18 protein-coding genes are annotated in these 25,508 nt (G+C 60.6%); 10 read left to right on the forward strand and 8 right to left on the reverse strand.

Annotated elements, in window-relative coordinates; genetic code table 11:
• Positions 1 to 20 precede the first annotated feature (20 nt).
• A complete protein-coding gene (locus K3754_RS14965) occupies positions 21 to 707 on the reverse strand; it encodes a DUF2461 domain-containing protein (protein ID WP_259938294.1) in 687 nt (228 codons plus the stop codon).
• A 69-nt stretch (positions 708 to 776) separates the two neighbouring features.
• Positions 777 to 2,393: a GMC family oxidoreductase gene (locus K3754_RS14970; RefSeq protein ID WP_259938296.1), complete on the reverse strand. Its 1,617-nt coding sequence runs from the start codon at positions 2,391 to 2,393 to the stop codon at positions 777 to 779.
• A 193-nt stretch (positions 2,394 to 2,586) separates the two neighbouring features.
• Between K3754_RS14970 and K3754_RS14975 the strand changes: the two genes are divergently transcribed.
• Positions 2,587 to 4,434: a DUF4214 domain-containing protein gene (locus tag K3754_RS14975; protein WP_259938297.1), complete on the forward strand. Its 1,848-nt coding sequence runs from the start codon at positions 2,587 to 2,589 to the stop codon at positions 4,432 to 4,434.
• Between the two features lie 25 nt (positions 4,435 to 4,459).
• Here the strand turns inward: K3754_RS14975 and K3754_RS14980 are convergent, their stop codons facing one another.
• Entirely contained in the window at positions 4,460 to 6,727 is a 2,268-nt protein-coding gene (locus tag K3754_RS14980) for an adenosylcobalamin-dependent ribonucleoside-diphosphate reductase (protein WP_259938298.1), read from the reverse strand.
• Between the two features lie 193 nt (positions 6,728 to 6,920).
• Between K3754_RS14980 and K3754_RS14985 the strand changes: the two genes are divergently transcribed.
• The gene (locus tag K3754_RS14985) at positions 6,921 to 7,352 is read left to right on the forward strand and encodes a DUF1489 family protein (protein ID WP_203210336.1); all 432 of its coding nucleotides are present in this window, start codon (positions 6,921 to 6,923) and stop codon (positions 7,350 to 7,352) included.
• A gap of 85 nt (positions 7,353 to 7,437) precedes the next feature.
• Here K3754_RS14985 and hisG read toward each other — a convergent pair whose 3' ends face one another.
• The 3 genes from hisG to hisS are packed head-to-tail and all read right to left on the reverse strand — an operon-like array spanning position 7,438 to position 10,699.
• On the reverse strand, positions 7,438 to 8,127 hold the full coding sequence (hisG, locus tag K3754_RS14990; RefSeq protein WP_203210335.1) for an ATP phosphoribosyltransferase: 690 nt from the start codon (positions 8,125 to 8,127) through the stop codon (positions 7,438 to 7,440).
• Entirely contained in the window at positions 8,124 to 9,203 is a 1,080-nt protein-coding gene (locus tag K3754_RS14995) for an ATP phosphoribosyltransferase regulatory subunit (RefSeq protein ID WP_259938299.1), read from the reverse strand. The genes hisG and K3754_RS14995 overlap by 4 nt, the downstream gene beginning before the upstream one ends.
• Positions 9,203 to 10,699 (reverse strand): histidine--tRNA ligase, encoded by a 1,497-nt coding sequence (hisS, locus tag K3754_RS15000; protein WP_259938300.1) that lies wholly within the window; start codon positions 10,697 to 10,699, stop codon positions 9,203 to 9,205. The genes K3754_RS14995 and hisS overlap by 1 nt, the downstream gene beginning before the upstream one ends.
• A gap of 166 nt (positions 10,700 to 10,865) precedes the next feature.
• Here hisS and K3754_RS15005 point away from each other — a divergent pair, with 166 nt between their 5' ends.
• Positions 10,866 to 11,060, forward strand: a complete 195-nt coding sequence (locus K3754_RS15005; protein WP_037908572.1) for a SlyX family protein — start codon at positions 10,866 to 10,868, stop codon at positions 11,058 to 11,060.
• A gap of 139 nt (positions 11,061 to 11,199) precedes the next feature.
• Here the strand turns inward: K3754_RS15005 and K3754_RS15010 are convergent, their stop codons facing one another.
• Positions 11,200 to 12,204 (reverse strand): hypothetical protein, encoded by a 1,005-nt coding sequence (locus K3754_RS15010; RefSeq protein WP_259938301.1) that lies wholly within the window; start codon positions 12,202 to 12,204, stop codon positions 11,200 to 11,202.
• Positions 12,205 to 12,274: 70 nt separating this feature from the next.
• Entirely contained in the window at positions 12,275 to 15,781 is a 3,507-nt protein-coding gene (gene dnaE / locus K3754_RS15015) for a DNA polymerase III subunit alpha (protein WP_259938302.1), read from the reverse strand.
• A gap of 213 nt (positions 15,782 to 15,994) precedes the next feature.
• Between dnaE and xdhA the strand changes: the two genes are divergently transcribed.
• The 7 genes from xdhA to K3754_RS15050 are packed head-to-tail and all read left to right on the forward strand — an operon-like array spanning position 15,995 to position 25,420.
• Positions 15,995 to 17,383: a xanthine dehydrogenase small subunit gene (xdhA, locus tag K3754_RS15020; protein WP_259938303.1), complete on the forward strand. Its 1,389-nt coding sequence runs from the start codon at positions 15,995 to 15,997 to the stop codon at positions 17,381 to 17,383.
• Positions 17,380 to 19,773, forward strand: a complete 2,394-nt coding sequence (gene xdhB / locus K3754_RS15025) for a xanthine dehydrogenase molybdopterin binding subunit (RefSeq protein ID WP_259938304.1) — start codon at positions 17,380 to 17,382, stop codon at positions 19,771 to 19,773. The genes xdhA and xdhB overlap by 4 nt, the downstream gene beginning before the upstream one ends.
• Positions 19,773 to 20,720: a xanthine dehydrogenase accessory protein XdhC gene (gene xdhC / locus K3754_RS15030; RefSeq protein WP_311201429.1), complete on the forward strand. Its 948-nt coding sequence runs from the start codon at positions 19,773 to 19,775 to the stop codon at positions 20,718 to 20,720. The genes xdhB and xdhC overlap by 1 nt, the downstream gene beginning before the upstream one ends.
• Entirely contained in the window at positions 20,717 to 22,237 is a 1,521-nt protein-coding gene (locus tag K3754_RS15035) for an ABC transporter ATP-binding protein (RefSeq protein WP_259938306.1), read from the forward strand. The genes xdhC and K3754_RS15035 overlap by 4 nt, the downstream gene beginning before the upstream one ends.
• A 48-nt stretch (positions 22,238 to 22,285) precedes the next feature.
• Positions 22,286 to 23,368, forward strand: coding sequence for an ABC transporter permease (locus tag K3754_RS15040; RefSeq protein WP_259938307.1), 1,083 nt, complete (start codon positions 22,286 to 22,288; stop codon positions 23,366 to 23,368).
• On the forward strand, positions 23,368 to 24,288 hold the full coding sequence (locus K3754_RS15045) for an ABC transporter permease (RefSeq protein WP_025046650.1): 921 nt from the start codon (positions 23,368 to 23,370) through the stop codon (positions 24,286 to 24,288). The genes K3754_RS15040 and K3754_RS15045 overlap by 1 nt, the downstream gene beginning before the upstream one ends.
• A 58-nt stretch (positions 24,289 to 24,346) precedes the next feature.
• A complete protein-coding gene (locus K3754_RS15050) occupies positions 24,347 to 25,420 on the forward strand; it encodes a BMP family ABC transporter substrate-binding protein (protein ID WP_259938309.1) in 1,074 nt (357 codons plus the stop codon).
• Positions 25,421 to 25,508: the final 88 nt, after the last annotated feature.

Consider the following 25,508-nt stretch of genomic DNA (forward strand, 5'->3'; position numbering starts at 1 on the left):
GCGGCGGCGGCCCCGACTGTTCACGCCAGCCGTTCCTCCCAAAGTTTCATGACCGGGCGGGCTTTTTCGAACTCGGACCGCACCGCCTTGACCAATCCGCCCTCGGCCTGCCGCCATTTGTCATCCATCGGGCCGCTGAGGATCAGGTTCTTGCGCCTCAGCAGATCGGCATGGGGATGATCCTCGGCATAGGGTTTTGGCACTTTTTTGAGCGGCGGCGCACCCCATGAGGAAAACTGCAGGCCGGTGGCGGCGATCCGGTCTGATAGTTCATCGCCGTCACGATCCACAAAGGCGCGGAACCGGGTCAGGGTTTCACCCTTGAACCCGCCGATGCCAAAGCCGATGGTCATGTCGCCGGGTTCGGAGCCAAAGAAAAAGAATGGCGCAAAAGGATCATCCCCGGCCTGCGACCACATCATGTGCAGATGGGCGTTGAGCGGGGTCTTGTCTTTGGAGAACCGCACGTCCCGGTAGATGCGAAACAGCTTGGGCTTGAAAGGCTTGCCCGAGATCCGGCTGAAATCCTCGGCCAGCAGATCGGCAAAGAACTCTGCCGGTTTCTTGATCGCGGTGTTGTAGTGATCCTTGCGGGGGTTGAACCAGTCTTTGGTGTTGTTCTCGCGCAGCTCGGCAAAGAAGGCGTTGCTGTCGTCGATCATCTGGGTAAAGCCGTCGGGCGGCGTGGATGGGTCCGCTTGTGTCATGTGATCCCCCTGAACAATCAGTGATGCCGCCAGTATAGGGCCGCAGGCGCGGTTGAATACAGCGAAGTGCTACCCTGCAGCGGCGCGGATCATGTCGGCGGCCTTTTCGGCGATCATAACCACGGGCGATGCGGTATTGCCTGACACGATGCGCGGCATAACCGAGGCGTCGATGACCCGCAGCCCGTTGAGCCCATGCACCCGCAGGTCGGTGCCGACCACGGCGTTTTCGTCCGCACCCATCTTGCAGGTGCCAACCGGGTGAAAAATAGTGGTGGCGATATTGCCCGCCTGTTCGACCAGCGCCGCATCGCTTTGATGATCGGGGCCGGGGAGGATTTCTTGCGGGCTGTAGGGTTTCAGCGCGGCGGCGGTCATGATCTTGCGGGCCTGTTTGATCGAGGCCACAGCAACCTGCTTGTCACGCGGGGCCGAGAGGTAGTTGAGCTTGATATGCGGTTGCTGGGCGCTGTCCGTTGAGCTCGCGTGACAACTGCCGATGCTGTCGGGGCGCAGGTTGCAGACCGAGACCGTGATCGCCGGAAACGGATGCAGCGGATCGCCAAGGCGGTCGGTCGACAAGGGCTGTACGTGGTATTCCAGATCCGGCGTTTCGAGCGCGGGATCGGATTTGGTGAACATGCCAAACTGGCTGGGTGCCATGGACAGCGGGCCGCTTTGCGTGGTGAGATATTGCAAGCCAAGCCGGGCCTTGCCCAGCAGGGAATTGGCCATTGTGTTCAATGTCTTGGCATTGCTGACCTTGTAAACGGTGCGGATTTGCAAATGGTCTTGCAGGTTCTCGCCCACCCCTTGTAGGTCATGTTTGGGCGTCAGGCCCAGCCCCGCGATATGATCGGGTTGGCCAATGCCGGAATGCTCCAGAATCTTGGGAGAATTGATCGCCCCTGCGGCCAGCAGCACCTCGGCGGTGCAATGGGCCTCATAGCTTTGGCCGCGCCGGTTGTACCGCACCCCTTTGACGGTTTTGCCTTCAAGGATCAGGGTTTCGGTATGGGCATGGGTCAGCACCCGCAGGTTGGGCCGTTTCATCGCAGGGCGTAGGAAGCCTGTTGCCGTGCTCCACCGGACGCCAGCCTTTTGGTTGACCTCGAAAAAACCGGACCCCTCGTTGTTGCCATCGTTGAAATCGGCGCGGGGGTGAATGCCAAATTCCTTGGCGCCCTCCTGTACCGCCTCCAGAATGTCCCAGCTCAGGCGTTGGGTCGTGACCTTCCATTCGCCGCCGGCACTGTGCATCTGCGAAGGCCCGCCGTGGTGATCCTCGGACTTAAGAAAATAGGGCAGCACATCCTCCCAGCCCCAACCGGTGTTGCCGAGCTGCCGCCAGTGATCATAATCCGCCGCCTGCCCGCGCATGTAGATCATACCATTGACCGAGGTACAGCCGCCCAGAACCTTGCCGCGCGGATAGACCAGGGACCGCCCGTTCAACCCCGGTTCTGCCGCCGTCTTCATCATCCAGTCGGTGCGCGGATTGCCGATGCAATAGAGATAGCCGACCGGAATTTTGACCCAGTGGTAATTGTCCTTGCCGCCCGCCTCCAGCAGCAGAACGCGGGTCTTGGGGTTTTCGGTCAAGCGGTTGGCCAAAACACAACCCGCCGTGCCCGCGCCGATGATGATGTAATCATAGGTGCCGTCCAGCGTGGTGGTTGTGGTCATGATTTTCCCCTTCCAGCGGAGTGCCGACGTCTTTGTTGCCATTCAAATCTGATTTACACGGAAATGAAAAGTCGAGCTGCAACAAAGCAATCAGGGGGTGATTAAGTTGTGGAGTTTTCCCTAAAAGGTTATTAACCTTCTCTTGCAGTTTTGTTGAATTGAAGCGCTAGTTTTTTTGACCGGGAGAGCAGACATGCCAATTATTGAAGGGACCGACGGAAATGACACCCTTTTTCCCTCAGACAACATTGGCAATGAGATCCGCGGCCTTGCCGGGGATGATACGATATTTCCGGGTTACGGGCATGACACATTGTCTGGAGGTGACGGAACCGACCTTGCCTATTTTGATACAACCTACAATGGCCAGCCTATTTTTGGGCAAGGTGTGAATGCCAATCTTCTTGATGGCGACGCACGGGCCATCACTTCGCAGGGTATTCGCTATTACGTGCTCTCTGAAATCGAGAACATCTATGGCGGCGGGGGAAACGACACTCTTACGGGCGATCATCTGGCCAATGAGATTCAGGGTCTGACTGGGGATGATGAGCTTTTTGGCCTTGGGGGCGATGATCTACTGTTTTCCGGTGCAGGCAATGATTTTGTTGACGCGGGGGCGGGTGACGATGATGTCTATCTCGACTGGGGGAACGCCACGCTTGACGGTGGTGAAGGCGATGATTGGTTGCTCTTTACAACCTACAGAGATGGCGAACCAGTGATTACAGGCGGCGTGAACGCCAGCCTGCTAACGGGGGTCGCAACGACGCAAAATGGCGCGGAGACCTACACATATAGCTTCCAGAACTTTGAGGGCATTGAAGGCAGTTACTTTGACGATCAATTGACGGGCGACGACAATGACAATGTTCTGTCTGTGATTGAGGGTAACAACACCCTTTCCAGTCTCGGGGGTGACGACATCCTTTACTCTGGAATTGGCAACGATACCCTTGATGGCGGCGACGGCCACGACCAACTGCTTTATTTTTCTTCTGCACATGACAGCGGATTGAACATCAACATGACCACCGGATTGACCCAAGGGTCGGTGAACGGTCAAGCGTTCACCGACCAGTTCACGAATATAGAAGAGGTCGAAGGGACAAACTTTGATGATGTTTTGATTGGAAGCTCTGGCAACGACTTCCTTTTTGGCCACGAGGGCGCAGATACCATAAAGGGTGGCGGAGGAGATGACCATTACCTAGGCGGTTATGGTTTTGATATCGCGCTCTTTGATGGTAACTCGACCCAGTTCACGATCAAGGTTGATTTGGCCGTGAGCCAGGTCTTCATTGTTGACCGTACAGGCGCAGAAGGAACCGACACGGGCGGAACAAACCTGTTGCGGTTTGCCGATCGGGACTGGGATCTTGTTGGCGACGGGCAGATCTATCTCGATGAAGCTGACATTTCTGCCGCAGATTTTCTTGAGTTGGTCGAGCTGTACATCGCCTATTTCGACCGGGCCCCAGATGCCGAAGGCCTAAACTTTTGGGCAAGGGCACTGGTCAATGGGACGGCTTTGGATCAGGCGGCGGATTTCTTTTTCGATCAGCCCGAGACACGCGCCCTTTATGGTCAACAGATGGATACGGAAGCATTTGTCACCGCGGTGTATGGCAATGTCCTTGGGCGTGGGCCGGACGATGAAGGCCGCTCATTCTGGGCCGATGCCATAGACGGCGGCGCGGTCACCCAAGGCCAGTTCATTCGCAGTTTTCTGGCAGGAGCCCGCGCCGAACCCCCTGCAGACGCGAGCGCTGATTTCACCCAGCAACAAAATGCGGACCGCGCATTCTTGGACAGTAAGACCGATATTGGCGTATATTATGGCGCCCTATTGGGGATGAGTGATGTGACAACCGCCAACGATGTGATGAACCTGTTTGACGGAAGTATAGAAAGCCGAACAGCAGCGCAATTGGCCGTAGAAGCTGCCTATGAGGATGCTGTCTCAACCGATGGCAGCGGCGAGATGTTGATCCAAGTTATTGGTTTGGTCGAGAACCCCTTCGGAACAGATTTATCCTGATCCAAAAGGGTAAATCGGCCTTAGCTCAGCCGCATTTGCTGTGCCCGCAGGAGGCGCAGGTCATGCAGCCTTCGACCATGCGCAGGTCATATTGGCCGCAGGAGGGGCAGGATTTGCCACGCGGGGTGTCAAGGCCGACGACCTGCGCTTTGGGATCGTTTTTCAGCCCCATGCCCTCGCCCGCGATGAAGCCTGTGGCGATCATATGCTGTTCGATGACGCCGCCAATGGCCGCGAGGATCGAGGGGATGTATTTGCCCTGCATCCATGCCCCGCCGCGCGGATCGAATACCGCTTTGAGTTCCTCAACCACAAAGGACACATCACCGCCACGCCGGAACACCGCCGAGATCATCCGTGTGAGCGCAACGGTCCAGGCAAAATGCTCCATGTTCTTGGAGTTGATGAAAACCTCGAAGGGGCGCCGGTGTCCGTTCAGCACGATGTCGTTGATTGTGATATAGATCGCATGTTCGCTGTCTGGCCATTTGACCTTGTAGGTGTTGCCTTCCAGATCCGCCGGACGGTCCAGCGGTTCGGACATATAGACCACCTCGCCGCCCTCATCGACGGGCACGGGTTTGTCGGCCTTGGTGTCTTCGCTCACACTGAGCACCGATCCGGTCACGTCATTGGGCCGGTAGGTGGTGCAGCCCTTACAGCCGCTGTCCCAAGCCTGCATGTAGACATCCTTGAAGGCGTCAAAATCAATGTCTTCGGGGCAGTTGATGGTCTTGGAGATGGAGCTGTCGACCCATTTCTGCGCTGCCGCCTGCATCTTGACGTGATCGGCGGGGGCGAGGGTCTGGGCATTCACGAAATAATCGGGCAACGGCGCATCACCTTTCAGGTCGCGCCACATCTGCACGGCGTAATCGACCACCTCTTCTTCGGTGCGCGAGCCGTCCTTTTGCAGCACCTTGCGGGTGTAGGCATAGGCAAAGACCGGCTCGATCCCTGAGCTGACGTTGCCTGCGTAAAGGCTGATTGTGCCGGTCGGCGCGATGGAGGTCAAAAGCGCGTTGCGGATGCCGTGTTCGCGGATCGCGTCGCGCACGTCTTCGTCCATCTGCTGCATGGTGCCGGACGCCAGATAGGCCTCGGCATCAAACAGCGGGAAAGCGCCCTTTTCCTTGGCCAGATCGACAGAGGCAAGATAGGCCGCCCGCGCAATCGCCTTGAGCCAGCTTTCGGTTTGTGCCGCCGCCTCGTCAGAGCCGTAGCGTTGGCCAACCATCAAAAGCGCGTCGGCAAGGCCCGTCACGCCAAGGCCGATCCGGCGCTTGGCCTGCGCTTCGCGGGCCTGGGCCTCCAGCGGGAATTTCGACACATCCACCACGTTGTCCATCATCCGCACGGCAGTTGCGACCAGCTCTTGCAGCGCGGCCTCGTCCAGCTGGCTGTCATCGCCAAAGGGGTCCGACACCAGACGCGCCAGATTGATCGAGCCGAGCAGACATGCCCCATAGGGCGGCAGGGGCTGTTCGCCGCAGGGGTTGGTGGCGGCAATGGTTTCACAATAGCTGAGGTTGTTGGCGGCATTGATCCGGTCGATGAAAATCACCCCCGGTTCGGCATAATCATAGGTGGCCTGCATGATTTTGTTCCACAGATCGCGGGCCTGCACCGTGTGATAGATCCGGTCATTGAACGTCAGGTCCCAGGATCCGTCAGCCTTGACCGCTTCCATGAAATCATCGGTCACCAGCACCGACATGTTGAACATGCGCAGGCGGGCCGGATCGGATTTGGCTGTGATGAAATCCTCGATATCGGGGTGATCGCAGCGCATCGTTGCCATCATCGCGCCGCGGCGGGAGCCGGCAGACATGATCGTGCGGCACATCGCATCCCAGACATCCATGAAACTCAGCGGGCCGGAGGCATCGGCCGACACCCCCAGAACATCCGCGCCCTTGGGCCGGATGGTGGAAAAATCATACCCGATACCGCCGCCCTGCTGCATGGTCAGCGCGGCCTCTTTGAGCATATCAAAAATGCCGCTCATGCTGTCGGGCACGGTGCCCATGACAAAGCAGTTGAACAGGGTCACGCGCCGCGCGGTGCCTGCCCCGGCAGTGATGCGGCCTGCGGGCAGGTATTTGAAATCCTCAAGGGCGGAATAGAACCGATCTTCCCAAAGCGGGGCATCCTCTTCGACCCGCGCCAGATCCCGCGCAATGCGCCGCCAGCTGTCCTCGACGGTGGCATCCTTGGGGGTGCCATCGGCCGCTTTGAAACGGTATTTCATATCCCAGATTTGTTCGGCAATCGGGGCGGCAAAACGGGTCATAGCAGGGGCTTTCTGAGCAGGCATTGGCAGGAAGATCTTTATCTTAGGCGGGGCGGCGGGATTCTGAAACGGGTGATTTCAGCAGGCCGGACGATTTCTATATGTTGTGACATCTGGCGGCGCAACAACAATATCAGGTAAAACGTGATGCAATGGCCCTTGTCCTCAAATCCATTAAATGCGATGAAACCTCATGACCTCAACCGTGCACCTGATCAAGCTTTCCGTTGGAACGGAGTCCGTCGACGGGCTTGCCGAATGGCATGCCACAAAACGGGCGCAAACCGCCGATGGGCTGCCACGGCATGTGACGCGCATGTGGCCCAAACGCGAGGCCGAGATTCTCAATGGCGGCTCGATCTTCTGGGTGATCAAGGGCGCAATTCAATGCCGCCAGCGTATTCTGCGGCTTGATGAACAGATCGGATCGGACGGCATCCGCCGCTGCGCGATCGTGTTGGAGCCGAAACTGGTCCGCACCCAAAGCAGCCTGCGCCGCCCGTTTCAGGGCTGGCGTTACCTTGCGCCTGACGACGCGCCGCCCGACCTGCCAGAGGGCCGTGAAAACGAAGAGGCTTTGCCGGTGGAGCTCAATCAGGCTCTTGCGGAAATTGGCGTGCTCTGAGCCGTTTGAACAGCGCCACCACTTCCCCCTTTTTGGCCCTAAATATTCCGGGGGTCCGGGGGCTGGCCCCCGGTTCAACGTCACCTCACCCCAAACGGCGATTGATCTCGCCAAGGGTTTTGCGATCGAGATCGCTCATCTCCGCCACACGGCTGCGCCAGAGGGTGGCTTGTGACTGCAAGACCAATCCATCGCTAAGGATTTTCAGATGGTTGGCCCGCAGGGTTTCGCCGCTTGAGGTGATATCCGCCACGGCCTCGGCGGTTTCGTTTTTCACGGTGCCTTCGGTCGCGCCCTGGCTGTCGACCAGTGCATAATCGGCCACGCCGCCGCTGCGCAGGAAATCCCGCACCAGTCGGTGATATTTGGTAGCGATGCGCATCCTGAACCCGTGATGCTGGCGGAAGGCCGCCGCGGCGGCGTCCAGATCATCCAGCGTGTCCACATCAATCCATGCCTGCGGCACCGCGATGATCAGATCGGCATGGCCAAACTGCAGCTCCTCCATCGGTTCGACCAATTGGTCCCAAAGCGCCAGTTTTTCGCGTACCAGATCGGTGCCGGTCACGCCCAGATGAATGCGCCCTGCGGCCAGTTCGCGGGGGATTTCCCCGGCGGACAGCAAAATCAGGCTGACGTTGTCGATGCCGTCAACCGCGCCCGCATATTCCCGTTCGTTGCCGGTGCGCTGCAGGGTGATGCCGCGCGCACCGAACCATTCAAATGTCTTTTCCATCAGCCGCCCCTTGGACGGCACGCCAAGTTTCAGCGTCATGCCTTGCCCTCCAGTTGCAGCATCAATCCGGGGCGCATCACGCCGCCGACGGCGGGGATCTCGTCGCCCTGCCCCAATTGCCGGGTCAGCGCGTCATAGCGTCCGCCGCTGGCAATCGCGGGCAAATCGGGTCGGGCCTCGGCGCGGAACCCAAAGACAAAGCCGTCGTAATACTCCATCGAGGCGCGGCCATAGCTGGCCTCGAAGATCAGATCACCGGTGTTCACACCGCGGGCCTGCAGTGCCTTTTCCCGCGCAGCCACCCGCGCCACAGCCGGCGCGATGGAGGGCAGATCCACCGCCAGATCATGCAGGCGGCTGAGGGCGTTGGGCATGGTTTCACGCACTTCAAGCAGCACTTCGATCAGGTCCACATCGCGGGCTGAAATCGCAGGGGCGGCGGCGTCCTCGCGCAGGGCGGCGACGCGGGCGTCAATCTCTGCGGCGCTGCGCAACCCCACAAGCGGCCCGCCTTTCGGGGCCTTTCCGGCCAGAAGCGCGGCGCGGGAGGGCGGCACCGCCGTGCGGCCTGCAAACCGTTCGAGCAATCCACGAAAGCGGCGCGGCCGCCAGATGTGCCGCATCAGGGCATGTTTGCGCCGCGCGGTGGTATTCAGCCCCTCTACCGCGGCCATCAGCACGCCGATATCACCCGTGACAGGTGCCACGGGCAGGCCTTTCAGCCCTTCCGCGATCAGGGCAAAAACCTCCGCGTCGGCAGCGGCCGGATCGGCGCGGTCAAAGACCTCGTACCCAACCTGAATATATTCATTGGCGCGGCTGGGGTCATGTTCCTGCCGCCGGAAAACTTCGCCCGCGTAGGTATAGCGGGCCGGTTCTGCGCCTTCGCTCATGTGCATTTGCACCACCGGCACGGTGAAGTCGGGGCGCAGCATCTGCTCGCCCCGCAGGGCGTCGGAGGTCACATAGGCGCGGGCGCGGATATCCTCGCCGTAAAGTTCCAGCAGGGTATCGGCGGGTTGCAGGATCGGTGGTTCAACCAAAGCTGCGCCCTGTGCCTCGAACATCGCCCGCAGGCCCGCAGCGCAGGCCAGTGTTTCAGAACGGGTCGGCATCAGCTGTGCAGATCCAGAATTTCGCGCACCTTTGCAATCAGTTGATCGCGCGGCACTTCGTACTGGCTGGGGCGGTCTTTCCATTCTTCCAGACTGGCGTTCTCGGCCAGTTTGGCGCCAAGGATCAAATCCTTGATCTGCACCACGCCTTTTTCATGCTCGTCCCCGCCTTCGATCACCGCAACTGGGGAGCCGCGTTTGTCGGCGTATTTGAGCTGGTTTCCGAAGTTCTTGGGATTGCCAAGGTAAACCTCGGCGCGGATCCCCGCCTGCCGCAGCTCGGCCACCATGGTCTGATAATCGGCCATGCGGGCCTTATCCATCACGGTGACAACCACCGGGCCATCTGCCTTTTTGTCCAGACGCCCCTTGGCATCCAGCGCGGCCAACAGGCGGTCCACGCCGATGGAAACGCCTGTGGCAGGCACTTCCTGACCGGTGAAGCGTTTGACCAGATCGTCATAACGCCCGCCCCCCGCGACGGAGCCAAAGTTGCGGGTGCGTCCCTTTTCATCCTGAATGTCGAAGGTCAATTCGGCCTCGTAGACGGGGCCGGTGTAATAGCCAAGGCCGCGCACAACGGAGGGGTCAATCTCGATCCGGTCGGGGCCGTAGCCGCCTGCGCTCAGCAGATCGGCGATCATTTCCAACTCATCGACGCCTTGCGCCCCGATGGCGGATCCTTCGACCAGTTCACGCAGGCGGTCAACTGTCTCGGCTCCGGTGGGCCGCTTGGCGTCCATGAAACCCATGACCACCTCGGCCTGCGCATCATCCAGTCCTGCACCCTTGGTGAAATCGCCGCTCTCGTCCTTGCGGCCCTCGCCCAGCAGTGCACGCACGCCGTCGGGGCCAAGCCGGTCGAGCTTGTCAATCGCGCGCAGCACGATGCCGCGTTCGGCCTCTTTGTCATCGCCCGCAAGGCCTGCCACTTCCATCACGCCGTTGAGCACTTTACGGTTGTTGACGCGCACCACATAATCGCCACGCTCGATCCCGACTTCCTCAAGACAATCGGCCAGCATCGCGCAGATCTCGGCATCGGCGGCCACCGAAGGTGCACCAACGGTGTCCGCATCACATTGATAAAACTGGCGGAACCGCCCCGGTCCCGGTTTTTCGTTGCGCCAGACCGGACCCATCGCATAGCGGCGATAGGGTTTGGGCAGATCGTTCTGGTGCTGGGCATAGACGCGGGCCAGCGGCGCAGTGAGGTCATAGCGCAGGGCCAGCCAATCGCCGGGCTTGTCGGCATCCGCGTCTTCCTGCCAAGCAAAAACCCCCTCGTTCGGGCGATCCACGTCGGGCAGAAACTTGCCCAATGCCTCAACCGTTTCGACGCCGGAGCTTTCCAAGGCGTCAAAGCCGTACCGATGATAGACCGCCGCAATCTTGGACAGCATTTCAGCGCGATGTGTGACTTCGCTGCCGAAATAGTCGCGGAACCCTTTGGGCGTTTCTGCCTTGGGGCGTGGGGTCTTTTTGGGTTTAGCCATGGATCATGTTCCTTGAGGCGTGATTTCGCGCGTCCCGCATCTACCCCAGCCCCTGTCAGAGGGCAAGCAATGGCGGGGTTAATGGTGTCGCAGGGCCGAATGCAGGCTGGCCTTTGTCACGCGGGGAAAGGCATGTTAGGGCAGCGCGGCAACAAGGAGAGTTATCATGGAAAAGCTGGAAGAACAGATCGCGCATCTGACACGGATGGTGGATGACCTTTCCGAGATCGTGGCGCGTCAAGAGGGTGAGATCACCACGTTGAACCGCCGTGTGCATATGCTGATGCAGCGCGAGGGGGAGCGCGAAGCCTCGGGCGGCGGTGCGGTGGTGATCGGCGATGAACGTCCGCCGCATTATTGATCGGCTGGCGGCGATCTTTTTGAAAGGATCGCTGCGCATTCTTTGAAGAATGCGGGGCACGTCCGGGTGCAGATGTTGCGGTTGGTGGCGATTTCTTTAAAGAAATCGGTTCGGAATTTTTAAGAATTCCGGAGCTATGTCAGTCGTTGCTTTTGAGCGAGGCGGCCAGCACTTCACCGTCGTGGATCAACAGTTCTGACCACCGGGCATTGCCGCCAAACCGCTCATAGGTGTTCACAAAGAACGTGGTTTTCTCAAGCTGGCTGATTTTGCTGCCGCAGGGTTTGCCTTTGCGGGCACCGCAGACGCGGGATTTGACCTTTTCATAGGCTTTGTCGGTGGCGCCATAGGCCAGATGTTTGCCCGCGGGGCCATAGTGCAGTTGTTCATACAACGAGGGCGCCCCCAGAAGGACGCTGGCGGCGGTCAACTGGCGCGGGCAACCGTCGGGAAACCCGGTGAGGTAAAAGGTGCGGGGCGCGGCGGAATCGGGGTTGCTGTCAAACAGGGCAAATCCGCGCGCATTGGCTTTCTCCACCTTGCGGCCCAAGGGTTTGCGCCGGGCCTCGCAGACACGGGCGATGACACCGTAGGGCAAGACCGTGCCATAGGGGACGTCTGTCGCGTCGGGGCCCGTGCGCGGTTTGTCCTTTTGCGGGGCAGCCACACGGGCAAAGAGCCCCCGGCGTTTGCGCGGGGTTTCTTCCGCCGGTGACAGGCTGGCCAAGAGAACGGGATCATCTGCGGGTTGGTCATCGGCGGTTGTATCCAGCACCACTGCCGTTTCTGTATCGGAGGGTTGCGGCGCGGCCTCTGCGTTCAGGACCGTGGGCGCGGTGGCAGCGGCATCCTTCGGGGCGGCCTCGGTGTTTGGCACCACGCGGCGCAGCAATCCCAGAAAGCCGCCGGTTTTTTCGGGCGCGGGTTCGGCGGGCTGCAGTTGGGCGGCGGTGTTGGTGGCTGGATCCGCGGCTGCGGTGCCGAGGAAGCCTTCGCGGGCGATTTCCTCTTCGGTCGGGAGCGCCTGTGCAACGGCTTCGGTTTCGGCCAGATCCACGTCCGACAGCCGATCCATGTTGCGCAGCGGATCACCGCAGGCCGCAACACTGGCCAACAGGGCCATAAGACACAGTTTCTTCAGCATGGATCCCCCCTCCCGCACCGGCGTTAACTAAACCAAAGGGGGCCGCGCGTCCACAGAGCCGGCTGGATTTCTAGATTTCCTGCACTTCAAGAACCCCGCCCAAGGACCGGATCGCGCCCTTAATCTGGGGTGTGACCGGATACTCGCGGCCCAGATCCACCTCGACCTCGCCGGGCAGGCTGGGGTCCATCAGGCACAGTTGCACCGGCCCACGCCCGCGTATCGCCTGGGGTGCCCCTTCGAGCACGCCTGCCACGGCGGCAATGGCGGCAGGTTCGTCGATGAAAACCCGCAGGCCCATGCTGCCGGCATCGGCAACGGCGGCGTCGATCGGGGTGACGGACCGGCCCAACAGCTTGAGTTGGTCACTTTCCATCGTGGCCTCGACCGTGACCACAACTTTTGATCCGGTTTCAAGGTGTTCGCGGGCGGCCTCAAGCGTGTCGGAGAACAGCGTGACCTCGTAACCGCCCGTGGTGTCGGACAATTGTGCAAAGGCAAAGCGGTTGCCACGGGCGGATTTGCGTTCCTGCCGTCCGGCGACAACGCCCGCGATCTTGGCGACCAATGCGCCGCCTTCGGCCTTGGCGGTGACCTCGTCCAATGTCATCACGCCCTTGCGTTTCAGCGGGCCCATGTAGTCATCAAGCGGGTGGCCGGAGAGGTAGAACCCCACGGCCTTGAACTCTTCGGTCAGGCGTTCGGCGGGCAGCCAATCATCGCAGGGCAGCATCCGCGGTTCTGGCAGGTCATCACCCGCCTCCCCGAACAGCGAGACCTGATTGGAGGCTTTTTGTTCGTGGATCGCGGCGGAGTAATTGACCAGCGGATCAAGCGCCTGAAACACGCGGCGGCGGTTTGGGTCAAGCTGGTCAAAGGCACCGGAGCGAGCGAGCATTTCCAGTGGCCGCTTGCCCACCCGTTTGAGGTCAACCCGGCGGGCGAGATCAAAGAGCGTGGCAAAGGGTTTGTCCACGCCGTCGACAGTTCGGCCATCGGTGATCAGTTTCATCGCCTCGACACCGACGTTTTTCAAAGCGCCCAGCGCATAGACCAGCGCCCCGTCCACCACTTTGAACGTCGCATCGGAGCGGTTCACGCAGGGCGGCACCCAAGGCAGTTCGAGCCGTTTGCGCACCTCTTCGAAATAGATCGCCAGTTTGTCGGTGAGGTGGATATCGCAGTTCATCACGCCGGCCATAAACTCGACCGGGTGATTGGCCTTGAGCCAGGCGGTTTGATAGCTGACCACCGCATAGGCGGCAGCGTGGGATTTGTTGAAACCGTAGTTGGCGAATTTTTCCAGAAGATCGAAAACCTCGGCGGCTTTTTTCTTGTCCACGCCGTTTTCCATCGCGCCCTTTTCGAACTTGGGGCGTTCCTTGGCCATCTCTTCGGCGATCTTTTTGCCCATCGCGCGGCGCAGCAGGTCCGCACCGCCAAGGGAATAGCCCGCCATGACCTGCGCGATCTGCATCACCTGTTCCTGATAAACGATGATGCCTTGGGTTTCTTCCAGGATGTGATCGATCGACGGATGCACGGATTCGCGCTCGCGCTTGCCGTTCTTGACCTCGCAATAGGTTGGGATGTTCTCCATCGGGCCGGGACGGTAGAGCGCCACCAGCGCCACGATGTCCTCGATGCAGGTGGGCTTCATACGCTTGAGCGCATCCATCATCCCCGAGCTTTCCACCTGGAACACGGCCACGGTTTTGGCGCTGGCGTAGAGTTTGTAGGACGCCTCGTCATCCAGCGGGATGGTGGCGATGTCGTCGATCAACCCCTCGGGCGGCTCAAACAGTTCGGAGCCATCCGCCGCGATGTGCAGATGCCGACCGGAGGCTTTGATCTGGTCCACCGCGTTCTGGATCACGGTTAGGGTCTTCAGGCCAAGAAAGTCGAACTTGACCAATCCGGCCTGTTCCACCCATTTCATGTTGAACTGGGTTGCGGGCATATCAGAGCGCGGATCTTGGTAAAGCGGGACAAGCGCATCCAAGGGGCGGTCCCCGATCACCACACCGGCGGCATGGGTCGAGGCGTTGCGCAGCAGCCCTTCGACCTGTTGGCCATATTCGAGCAGCCGCGCGACGACCTCTTCGTTTTTGGCCTCTTCGCGCAGGCGCGGCTCATCCGCCAGTGCCTTTTCAATGGAGACCGGTTTGACCCCCTCCACCGGGATCATTTTGGACAGGCGGTCGACCTGCCCATATGGCATTTGCAGCACCCGCCCGATATCGCGCACAGCGGCTTTGGACAGGAGGGCACCGAATGTGATGATCTGGCCCACCTTGTCGCGGCCGTATTTCTCCTGCACATAGCGGATCACCTCTTCGCGGCGGTCCATGCAGAAGTCGATATCGAAGTCGGGCATCGAAACCCGTTCGGGATTGAGAAACCGTTCAAACAGCAGTTGATAGCGCAGCGGATCCAGATCCGTGATGGTCAGGGCATAGGCCACCAGCGAACCCGCACCAGAGCCGCGCCCCGGTCCCACCGGAATGTCGTGATCCTTGGCCCATTTGATAAAATCCGCAACGATCAGGAAATAGCCGGGAAAGCCCATGCCCTCGATGATGCCCAGCTCAAAATCGAGGCGTTTTTCATATTCCTCGACACTGGTGGCATGGGGGATGACGGCCAGCCGCGCCTTGAGCCCTTCGTGGGACTGGCGCTTGAGCTCTTCGATCTCGTCATCGGCAAATTTAGGCAGGATCGGCGCCCGGCGATAGGCCATGAAGGCGCAGCGTTTTGCGATTTCGACCGTATTGGCCAGTGCCTCGGGCAGATCGGCAAAGAGCGTCGCCATTTCAGAGGGCGTTTTGAAGTAATGCTGCGCGGTCAGGCGGCGGCGCGGATCTTGCTGATCCACATAAGCCCCTTCGGAAATACAGATCAGGGCGTCGTGCGCCTCGTACATCTTGGGGTCGGGGAAATAGACATCGTTGGTGGCGACCAGCGGAATGTCCATGTCATAGGCCATTTCGACAAAGCCGCGTTCGGTCAGGCGCTCGTTTTCGGGCAGGCCGTCCTCTCCCGGATGGCGCTGCAACTCGACATACAGCCGGTTTCCAAAGGCCTTGTGCAGCCGCGCCATCAGCGCTTCGGCGGCAGGGCGTTGGCCGCCTTGCAGCAGTTGACCCACCGGGCCATCCGCCCCCCCCGTGAGGCAGATCACATCGGCGCTGAATGTCTCCAACTCGTCCAGCGTCACCTCGGGGAGCGCACCGCCCTTGTCGATGTAGAGACAGGAGTTCAGCTTCATCAGGTTCTCGTAACCGGCCTCGGTCTGGGCCAGAAGAACCACAGGAGCGGGATCGCGGGGCCGCTCGCCCGGTTGCACCTCTACATAGGCCAGATCGACCTGACAGCCGATGATCGGCTGCACACCCGCACCGGCCATGGCAACGGAATATTCCAGCGCCGCGAACATGTTGTTGGTGTCTGTGAGGGCCATCGCGGGCATGCCCATATCGCGGCACATGCCGGGCAGCTTTTTCAGCCGCAGCGCCCCTTCGAGCAGGGAATATTCGGAATGGGTGCGCAGGTGAATGAATCGGGGTGTGTCGGTCATGGACGCAGGTTAAGCCAGCCGTCCGGCCATCACCAGAGCCAGAGTTTGCTTGACAGCGATTTGCAGATGTTGCCGCAAAAGTCGCAGTTAAATGCTTGCCAAGTGGCCCTGCCCCCGACTAGCCTGAGTGCTGATATTGCCCGCGCCGCGTTCTACGCCGCATCGAACGCCGCGCAACCCTCGGGCCCTTTAGTACCGCGGCTGGTCAAACACATGGACATCACTTTTCTTCTCAACGAAGAGGTTGTGTCGCTCACTGGCGTATCTCCGACGACAACATTGCTGGACTGGCTGCGCGAGGCGCGTGGGCTGACCGGCACCAAGGAAGGCTGCAACGAGGGCGATTGCGGGGCTTGCACGGTGATGATCACCGATGAGGATGGAAGCCGCGCGTTGAACGGCTGCATCCTGTTTATGCCGCAGATCAACGGCAAGCGGGTGACAACAATCGAAGGTCTGGCGGCGCCGGACGGAAGCCTGCACCCCGCACAAGAGGCCATGGTCGCGCATCACGGCAGCCAATGCGGATTTTGCACGCCGGGGTTTGTGGTGTCGATGGCCACGGCACATCTGAACGGTGCGCGGGATCATGATGTGCAACTGGCGGGGAACCTTTGTCGCTGCACCGGTTATGCGCCGATCATTCGGGCCGCCGAGGCGACCGAAGGCACGCCAGTGCCGGTGCATCTGCGCAATTTGCGAAGCGGCTTACCCGCGGCGGTGGAGGCGGCGGATGTGCTGGCCGCAAATGTGGCGCAACCTGCCAGCGCGGATGAATTGGCAAGCTGGTACGATGCGCATCCCGATGCGACGCTGGTGGCGGGGGCCACGGATGTGGGGCTTTGGGTAACAAAACAGTTCCGCGATCTGGGCGATGTGGCCTTTCTGGGCCGCTGCGCCGATCTGCGCGGGGTTGAGGACGGGTCGGACACAATCCGCTTTGGCGCGATGACCACGATGACCGATGTTGAGGCGGCGATTGAACCCTATCACCCCAGCTTTGCCGCGATGATCCGGCGGTACGGGTCGGTGCAAGTGCGCAATGCCGCGACGATTGGTGGCAACATTGCCAACGGATCGCCCATCGGGGATGGCCCGCCCGCCCTGATCGCGCTGGGCGCACGGCTGCATCTGCGCAAGGGCGATGCGCGGCGCGAGATCGCGCTGCAAGATTTCTTTGTCGCCTATGGCAAGCAAGACCGCGCGCCGGGCGAATTTGTCGAGGCGGTGAGCGTGCCGAAACAGGATGATACCTTGCGCTGTTACAAGCTGTCGAAACGGTTTGATCAGGATATCTCTGCAGTGTGCGGCTGTTTGTCGGTGATCCGTGAGGGTGACACCATCACCGCGGCGCGGTTGGCCTATGGGGGGATGGCGGGCATTCCCATGCGGGCAGCGGCGGCAGAGGCGGCGATGATCGGGCAGCCCTTCAGCGACGCCACCATCCGGGCCGCGATGGCCGCGATGGCGGATGATTTCACCCCCCTGTCAGACATGCGGGCCAGTGCAGATTATCGACTGCAAACAGCGCAGAACATGCTGTTGCGGTATCTGCATGAGATGCAGGGCCATCAAACCAACGTGCAGGAGGTTTCAGCATGAGTGTTGCCAAGCCCCTGCCCCATGACGCCGCCCGCCTGCATGTGACGGGCGCGGCGCGATATGTCGATGACATTCCCACGCCGCAGGGCACATTGCATCTGGCCTTTGGCCTCAGCACTGTCGCGGCGGGCAGGATCACCGCGATGGACCTCAGCGCCGTGGCAGACGCGCCCGGTGTGGTGCGGGTTTTGACGGCGGACGATCTGGCGCATGATTGCGATGTCTCCCCCTCCAACCATGATGAGCCGCTGTTGGCGGAAGGCACTGTGCATTATGCCGGGCAGCCGATCTTTCTGGTCATTGCCACCTCGCATCTGGCGGCCCGCAAGGCGGCCAAGCTGGGCCGGATCGAGATTGCCGAAGACACGCCCATTCTCACCATCGAAGCGGCGCTGGCCGCCGATGCGCGGTTTGAAGACGGGCCGCGTATCTATCAAAAGGGTGAACCGGATGCCGCGCTGGAGGATGCACCGCTGCGCCTGAGCGGCCGCATCGAGATGGGCGGGCAGGAACATTTCTATCTGGAGGGCCAGGCCGCATTGGCCTTGCCGCAGGACAATGGCGACATGGTGGTGCACAGCTCCACCCAGCACCCGACGGAGATCCAGCACAAGGTGGCCCATGCCATCGGCCAGCCCATGCATGCGGTGCGGGTGGAAACCCGCCGGATGGGCGGCGGCTTTGGCGGCAAGGAAAGCCAGGGCAACGCGCTGGCGGTGGCCTGCGCGGTGGCGGCGATGGAGACCGGGCGCTGCTGCAAGATGCGCTATGACCGCGATGACGATATGATCATCACCGGCAAACGCCATGATTTCCGCATTGATTATACCGTGGGCCATGACGCCGATGGGCGCATTCGGGCGATTGAGTTTACCCATTACACCCGCTGTGGCTGGGCGATGGATCTGAGCCTGCCGGTGGCGGACCGCGCGATGCTGCATGCCGACAACGCCTATCATCTGGAGCATGTGCGCATCACCTCGCACCGGCTGCGCACCAACACGCAATCGGCCACGGCCTATCGCGGCTTTGGTGGGCCGCAGGGGGTGCTGGGCATTGAAAAGGTCATGGATCATCTGGCGCAAGTGCTGGGCCTTGATCCATTGGCGGTGCGGCGGGCGAATTATTATGCCGACAGCCGGCAAGAGGCATCCGCGGGTGCGCCGATAGACGGGCGTGACGTGCCGGACGGTACGGGCGATCTGGCCTCGCGCGGGGCGCCGCAGGCATCAACGGACGTGCCTGCCCCGCAAAGCGAGGCCCAGACCACGCCCTATCATCAGCCGGTTACGGATTGCATCATCAACGCCCTCACCGACCGGCTTGCCCACAGTGCCGATTACGCCGCCCGCCGCGCCGCGATTGCGGCATGGAATGACGATCAACCCGTGTTGAAACGTGGCATCGCCATAACGCCGGTGAAGTTTGGCATTTCATTTACGCTGACCCATCTCAACCAAGCGGGCGCATTGGTGCATGTCTATCAGGACGGATCGATCCACCTGAACCATGGCGGCACCGAGATGGGCCAAGGTCTGTTTCAGAAAATCGCGCAGGTCGCGGCCAGCCGGTTTGGCGTGCCGTTGGAAACGGTCAAGATCACTGCGACCGATACGGGCAAAGTGCCCAACACCTCGGCCACGGCGGCCTCGTCGGGATCGGACTTGAACGGGATGGCGGTGCAGAACGCTTGCGATACCATTCGAGGCAGGATCGCCGCGCATCTGGCGGAGCGGTATGGCTGCGACGCGAGTGACGTCAGATTTGAGGGTGGCATGGTACAGGCAGGTGCAGAACGTATCAGCTTTGCCGCCGCTGCGGCCTCGGCCTATGAAAACCGGATCAGCCTGTCCTCGACCGGATTTTACAAAACGCCGGATATCGAATGGGACCGGATCGCTGGGCGCGGCAGGCCGTTTTTCTATTTCGCCTATGGCGCGGCCTGCACGGAGGTGGTGATTGACACGCTGACCGGCGAAAACCGGATTTTGCGCACCGACATCCTGCATGATGCGGGGGCGTCGTTGAACCCGGCGCTGGACATCGGGCAGGTCGAGGGCGGTTATGTGCAGGGCGCGGGCTGGCTGACCACCGAGGAATTGGTTTGGGACGACAAGGGCAGCCTGCGCACCCATGCGCCATCGACCTACAAGATCCCGGCCTGTTCGGACCGGCCCGATGTGTTCAACGTGGCACTTTGGGATGAGCCGAACCCGGCGCAGACGATTTACCGGTCCAAGGCGGTGGGCGAGCCGCCGTTCATGTTGGGCATTTCGGCCTTTATGGCGCTGAGCGATGCTGTATCGGCTTGCGGTCCCGCCTATGGCGATCTGCAAGCGCCTGCGACCGCTGAAGGGGTGTTGCGGGCCATTCAGAAGGCGCGCGGTTGATGTTTGATCTGGCGGCTCTGACCCAAGCGGCGCAACACCACGGCAAAGTGGCGCGGATCGTTCTGGCGCAGGTGCAGGGGTCCGCCCCCAGGCAGGCGGGAACCGCGATGCTGGTCTGGGATGGCGGCAGTTCCGGCACGATTGGCGGCGGGCAGCTTGAGCTGCAATGTATGGAACAGGCCCGCAAGATGTTGGCGGGTTATGAGACATTGCATTTGCGGCGGGCGGCGCTGGGTCCGGCGCTGAACCAATGCTGCGGCGGTGCCGTCAGCGTGGTGACAGAAGTGTTTGATGCTGGCGCGCTGGCCGGTTGGCGCAGCGATTATCCGGCGATCCATGTACGGGCGGTGGCACCGGAGGCGGAGGCGGTGATCCCTGAAAAGCTGCACCGGAAACTGGCCCGTGCGGCGGCTGGCCCAGCGCCCCTGCCCCTGACCTATCAAAACGGGTGGTTGGCCGAGGCATTGTGGCAGCCGCAACAACAGGTGGTGATCTATGGCGCGGGGCATGTGGGCAAAGCCTTGGCTGCGGTCTTGGCCCCACTGCCGCAATTCGATGTCGTGGTGACGGACCTGCGGCTGGAGCTGTTGGCGGATGTGCCACAGGGCGTGCGCAGTGATGCGGCCATGCCGACCGAGGTGATGGCCAAGGCCGCGCCCGATGCGGCGCATTACATCATGACGCCAGAGCATGATTATGATCTGGAGCTGTGTCATCATCTGCTGCGCCGCGATTTTGGTCATGCCGGATTGATTGGTTCCGCGACCAAATGGGCGCGGTTTCGCAAACGGCTTGCGGCACTGGGCCACGCCCCCGCCCAGATTTCCCGCATTGCTTGTCCGATTGGCGATCCTGCCTTTGGAAAACACCCGCAGGCCATTGCGCTAAGCATCGCGGCGCATATGCTAGCGCCTGTTTCAACGCCCCGGAAAGTGAGCCTTTCATGACCGACACGCCCCTTCTTGATCTCTCTGGATTGACCAAGGCATATCCGGGCGTCGTCGCCAACGACAGCGTGTCCCTGGCGATCATGCCGGGTGAGGTGCACGCGCTGTTGGGGGAAAACGGCGCGGGGAAATCGACGCTGGTCAAGATGATCTATGGTCTGGTCAAACCCGACGCGGGCAACATGCAGATGAATGGAGAGGCCTTTGCCCCGGCAGAGCCGCGTGCCGCGCGGGCGGCTGGCGTTGGCATGGTGTTCCAGCATTTCTCGCTGTTTGACGCACTGACCGTGGCGGAGAACATCGCACTTGGCATGGAAAATGCGCCCAAGCTGAATGCGCTGAGCCAACAGATCCGCGATGTGTCAGATACCTATGGTTTGCCGCTGTCGCCCGACCGTGTGGTGGGCGATTTGTCTGCGGGGGAACGGCAGCGGGTGGAGATCATTCGCTGTCTGCTGCAGGAGCCCAAGCTGTTGATCATGGATGAACCAACCAGCGTTTTGACCCCGCAAGAGGTTGAAATCCTGTTTAAAACCCTGCGCAAGCTCAGCGCCGAAGGCACCGCTATCCTGTATATTTCGCATAAACTGGAAGAGATCCGCGCCCTGTGTGATAGCGCGACAATCTTGCGGTTGGGCAAGGTGGTGGGCGAATGCACGCCTGCCGAAACCTCGGCCCGCGATATGGCCGAGATGATGGTGGGCACGGTTTTGCAAACCCCGACACGGGCGGGCAAGACCCCCGGCGAGGTGGTTCTGGAACTGAAAGGCTTGTCGGCCAAATCGCCCAGCGCCTTTGGCATGCCGCTGCGCGACATTTCGGTCGAGGTGCGGCGCGGCGAGGTTCTGGGCATTGGCGGGGTTGCGGGCAACGGGCAGGACGAATTGCTGGCAGCGCTGTCGGGCGAGATGCTGACCACGCCCGGGATGATCCTGTTTCAGGGGCGCGAGGTGGGTCTGCTTGGGCCAAACCCGCGCCGGGCCATGGGGATTTTGACCGCGCCCGAAGAACGGCTTGGCCACGCCGCAGCGCCCGATATGTCGCTGACGGAAAATGCCATGCTGACGGGTGCGGCCCGTGAGGGGCTGGAAAAGGGTGGTTTCCTCAATTGGGGGGCTGCCAAGGCATTTGCCGAAAAGATCATAGCGCAGTTTGACGTGCGCACCCCCGGCCCCGGCAATGCGGCACGGTCACTGTCGGGCGGGAACTTGCAGAAATTTGTCATTGGCCGGGAGGTCTTGCAACGCCCTGAACTGTTGGTGGTGAATCAGCCGACATGGGGGGTGGATGCCTCTGCCGCCGCGTCGATCCGGCAGGCGCTGCTGGATCTGGCCGAGAATGGCACCGCGCTGGTGGTGATCAGCCAGGATCTGGACGAGTTGATGGAAATCTCGGATCGCTTTGCCGCGCTGAATGAGGGGCGGTTGTCGCCGCCGCGGCCCGCACATGATCTGACGGTGGACGAGATTGGCCTGATGATGGGCGGGGCGCATGGCATGGAGGTGGCGCATGTTTGATCACGCAGCGCAGGAGTTTTTCTTGCCAAATGAAGCAGGGGGCCGCGCATGATCCGGTTGGAAAAGCGACCAGAACCAAGCCGTGCATTTTCGCTGGCAACGCCATTGTTGGCGGTTCTGGCGACGATGGTGTTTGGCGGGCTGTTGTTTATGGCGCTTGGCAAAGATCCGTTGACCTCGATCCAGACGATCTTCTGGGAGCCGCTCTTTGGTGAATTTGCGTTTTACTATCGTCCGCAACTGTTGATCAAAGGGGCGCCGCTGGTGCTGATTGCGATCGGGCTGAGCCTTGGGTTCAAGGCGGGGATCTGGAACATCGGGGCCGAAGGGCAATACATCATGGGCGCGCTGTTTGGTGCCGGCATGGGGCTGGCGTTTTATCCGCTTGAGGCCTGGTATGTTTTTCCGTTGATGGTGATGGCGGGGGCCTTTGGTGGCTGGATCTGGGCGATGATCCCGGCGTTTCTGAAAGTCCGCTTTGGCACGAACGAGATTCTGGTGTCCTTGATGCTGGTCTATGTGGCGGAGCAGTTTTTGGCCTCCATGTCATTGGGATTGCTGAAAAACCCCGAAGGCTTCGGCTTTCCCGGATCGCGCAACCTGCAACAATACGAGAGCGCCTTTAACGGTGATCTGATCGAAGGCACGGGCATGCATTGGGGGGTTGTTGCGGCGATGATCGCGGTGATCTTTGCCTATGTGTTGCTGAGCAAGCATCGCCTTGGCTTTGCCATTCGTGTGACCGGCGAAGCACCGCGTGCGGCGAAGTTTTCAGGGGTGAACCCGACGCGACTGGTGTTGTTCTGCATGGGCATGTCGGGGCTGCTGGCCGGGTTGGCGGGGCTGTTCGAGGTTTCCGGTCCGGCTGGTCAGGTGACAATTGATTTTAACGATAGCTATGGCTTTACCGCGATCATCGTGGCCTTTCTGGGCCGACTGCATCCCATTGGCATTTTGCTGGCGGGGCTGTTGATGGCGCTGACCTATATCGGCGGGGACATCGCACAAAGCCAGCTGGGCCTGCCTGCCGCCGCCATTCAGGTGTTCCAGGGGATGCTGCTGTTTTTCCTGCTGGCGCTTGATATGTTCACAAATTACCGGCTGCGCTTTGGCCGGGCGGAGGTGGCGTGATGGACCTTTCAGCAATCAACCCAATCCTGTTTATCGCCGGTTTCCTTGTGGCGGCTACGCCGTTGATCTTTGCGGCCATTGGCGAACTCGTTGTCGAAAAATCCGGGGTTCTGAACCTTGGGGTTGAGGGGATGATGATCACCGGGGCGATCTGCGGCTTTGCAACGGCAGTTGAAACCGGATCGCCGATGCTGGGCTTTGTGGCGGCGGCGGTGGGCGGTGCGGCGCTGAGCTTGCTTTTCGCGTTCCTGACGCAGATCACCCTGGCCAATCAGGTCGCCTCTGGTCTGGCGCTGACGCTGTTCGGGCTGGGGCTTTCGGCCCTTTTGGGGCAATCTTACGTCGGGATCAAACCGCCACGGCTGGGCGATATCAACTTTGGCCCATTGGCGGATATTCCGGTGATCGGTCCGATCCTGTTCACCCATGATATTATTCTTTATCTGGGCATTGCTCTGGTCGCCGGCGTCTGGGCAGTGTTGAAATTCACCCGTGCCGGGCTGATCCTGCGGGCGGTGGGCGAGAGCCATGATGCGGCGCATGCCCTGGGCTACAAGGTGGTGCGCATTCGCACCCTGGCGATCATGTTTGGCGGGGCCTGTGCGGGGATCGGCGGGGCCTACATCAGCCTGATCCGCGTGCCGCAATGGACCGAAGGCATGACCGCCGGTGTCGGCTGGATCGCGCTCGCGCTGGTTGTGTTTGCCAGCTGGAAGCCCTGGCGGCTGTTGCTGGGTGCTTATCTTTTTGGCGGCATCACGCAATTACAGCTGAACTTGCAGGGCGCAGGCGTTGCCATTCCTGTCGAGTATCTGGCAATGTCGCCTTATGTTATCACGATCATCGTGTTGGTGATCCTGTCGGCGGACAAATCGGCGGCTCCGGCCTCGCTTGGCCGCACCTTCCATGCCTCGCATTAGAGGCCAAATCAGACCACTGCCCCGGATCATCCGGGGCCAAATCAATGGGGAACCCTGAATGAAACTCTCTGCACTTTTGACAAGCGCGGCGCTTGCGCTGGGGCTGGCCACGGCGGCGGCGGCTGACGACAAGACCAAGGTTGGTTTTGTCTATGTTGGACCGGTTGGCGATGGCGGCTGGACATATGAACACAACAAGGGCCGTTTGGCCGTTGAAGAAGAATTTGGCGACAAGGTTGAGACCGTGTTCGTTGAGAACGTGGCCGAGGGTCCGGATTCCGAGCGGGTGATGACGCAGATGGCGCTGGACGGTGCGGATCTGATTTTCACCACGTCTTTCGGCTATATGGATCCGACAATCAATGTCGCCAAGAAATTCCCGAATGTGAAGTTCGAGCACGCGACCGGCTACAAGCGGGCGGACAACGTATCGACCTATTCGGCGCGTTTCTATGAAGGCCGCGCCATTCAGGGCCATATTGCCGGGTCCATGACCGAGAGCAACATCATCGGATATATCGGGTCTTATCCGATCCCCGAAGTGATCCGCGGCATCAACTCCGCCTTTATCCATGCCCGCAAGGTGAACCCGGATGTGCAATTCAAGATCGTTTGGGCCTACACATGGTTTGATCCGGCCAAAGAAGCGGACGCGGCCAAGGTTCTGATCGAACAAGGCGCTGACGTGATCTTGCAGCACACCGATTCCACCGCGCCGCAGGCCGCCGCGCAAGAAGCGGGCAATGTGATCACCTTTGGTCAGGCCTCTGACATGGCGCAATATGCACCGCATCCGCGTGTGTCCTCGATCATTGATGACTGGGCACCCTACTACATTGCGCGGACCAAGGCCGTGATGGATGGCACATGGGAAAGCAAAGACACATGGGATGGCATCGGCGCTGGCATGGTTGGCATCGGCGAGATTTCCGATGCGGTACCTGCCAAGGTCAAGGAAGAGGCACTGGCGCTGAAGGCGGCCTTGGCCGATGGGTCTTATCACGCGTTCACCGGCCCGCTGAACAAGCAGGACGGCAGCGTCTTTCTGGCCGAGGGTGCGACCGCTGATGACGGCACGCTGGCTGGCATGAACTTCTATGTTGAAGGCATCGAGGGCACGATCCCGCAGTAAGCGGATCTTGTTCCAAGAGATGGAAAGCCCCGCGATTTGCGGGGCTTTTTTTATGGGTAATTGGGTTCCGCCCTGCATTCTAACGGAG

The sequence above is a fragment of the Sulfitobacter sp. M368 genome (assembly GCF_025141875.1).
GTDB lineage: Bacteria > Pseudomonadota > Alphaproteobacteria > Rhodobacterales > Rhodobacteraceae > Sulfitobacter > Sulfitobacter mediterraneus_A.

Excerpts from the sequence above, each read along its gene's own strand:
- hisG (WP_203210335.1), bottom strand. The coding sequence starts at position 8,127 with ATGACGCTGAAACTTGGCGTGCCGTCCAAGGGGCGGCTGATGGAAAAG.
- hisS (WP_259938300.1), bottom strand. The coding sequence starts at position 10,699 with ATGGCTAAACCCAAAAAGACCCCACGCCCCAAGGCAGAAACGCCCAAA.
- dnaE (WP_259938302.1), bottom strand. The coding sequence starts at position 15,781 with ATGACCGACACACCCCGATTCATTCACCTGCGCACCCATTCCGAATAT.
- xdhC (WP_311201429.1), top strand. The coding sequence starts at position 19,773 with ATGTTTGATCTGGCGGCTCTGACCCAAGCGGCGCAACACCACGGCAAA.
- xdhA (WP_259938303.1), top strand. The coding sequence starts at position 15,995 with ATGGACATCACTTTTCTTCTCAACGAAGAGGTTGTGTCGCTCACTGGC.
- K3754_RS14970 (WP_259938296.1), bottom strand. The coding sequence starts at position 2,393 with ATGACCACAACCACCACGCTGGACGGCACCTATGATTACATCATCATC.
- K3754_RS14995 (WP_259938299.1), bottom strand. The coding sequence starts at position 9,203 with ATGCCGACCCGTTCTGAAACACTGGCCTGCGCTGCGGGCCTGCGGGCG.
- K3754_RS14980 (WP_259938298.1), bottom strand. The coding sequence starts at position 6,727 with ATGACCCGTTTTGCCGCCCCGATTGCCGAACAAATCTGGGATATGAAA.
- xdhB (WP_259938304.1), top strand. The coding sequence starts at position 17,380 with ATGAGTGTTGCCAAGCCCCTGCCCCATGACGCCGCCCGCCTGCATGTG.
- K3754_RS15040 (WP_259938307.1), top strand. The coding sequence starts at position 22,286 with ATGATCCGGTTGGAAAAGCGACCAGAACCAAGCCGTGCATTTTCGCTG.
- K3754_RS15045 (WP_025046650.1), top strand. The coding sequence starts at position 23,368 with ATGGACCTTTCAGCAATCAACCCAATCCTGTTTATCGCCGGTTTCCTT.
- K3754_RS14985 (WP_203210336.1), top strand. The coding sequence starts at position 6,921 with ATGACCTCAACCGTGCACCTGATCAAGCTTTCCGTTGGAACGGAGTCC.
- K3754_RS14965 (WP_259938294.1), bottom strand. The coding sequence starts at position 707 with ATGACACAAGCGGACCCATCCACGCCGCCCGACGGCTTTACCCAGATG.
- K3754_RS15010 (WP_259938301.1), bottom strand. The coding sequence starts at position 12,204 with ATGCTGAAGAAACTGTGTCTTATGGCCCTGTTGGCCAGTGTTGCGGCC.
- K3754_RS15050 (WP_259938309.1), top strand. The coding sequence starts at position 24,347 with ATGAAACTCTCTGCACTTTTGACAAGCGCGGCGCTTGCGCTGGGGCTG.
- K3754_RS15035 (WP_259938306.1), top strand. The coding sequence starts at position 20,717 with ATGACCGACACGCCCCTTCTTGATCTCTCTGGATTGACCAAGGCATAT.
- K3754_RS14975 (WP_259938297.1), top strand. The coding sequence starts at position 2,587 with ATGCCAATTATTGAAGGGACCGACGGAAATGACACCCTTTTTCCCTCA.
- K3754_RS15005 (WP_037908572.1), top strand. The coding sequence starts at position 10,866 with ATGGAAAAGCTGGAAGAACAGATCGCGCATCTGACACGGATGGTGGAT.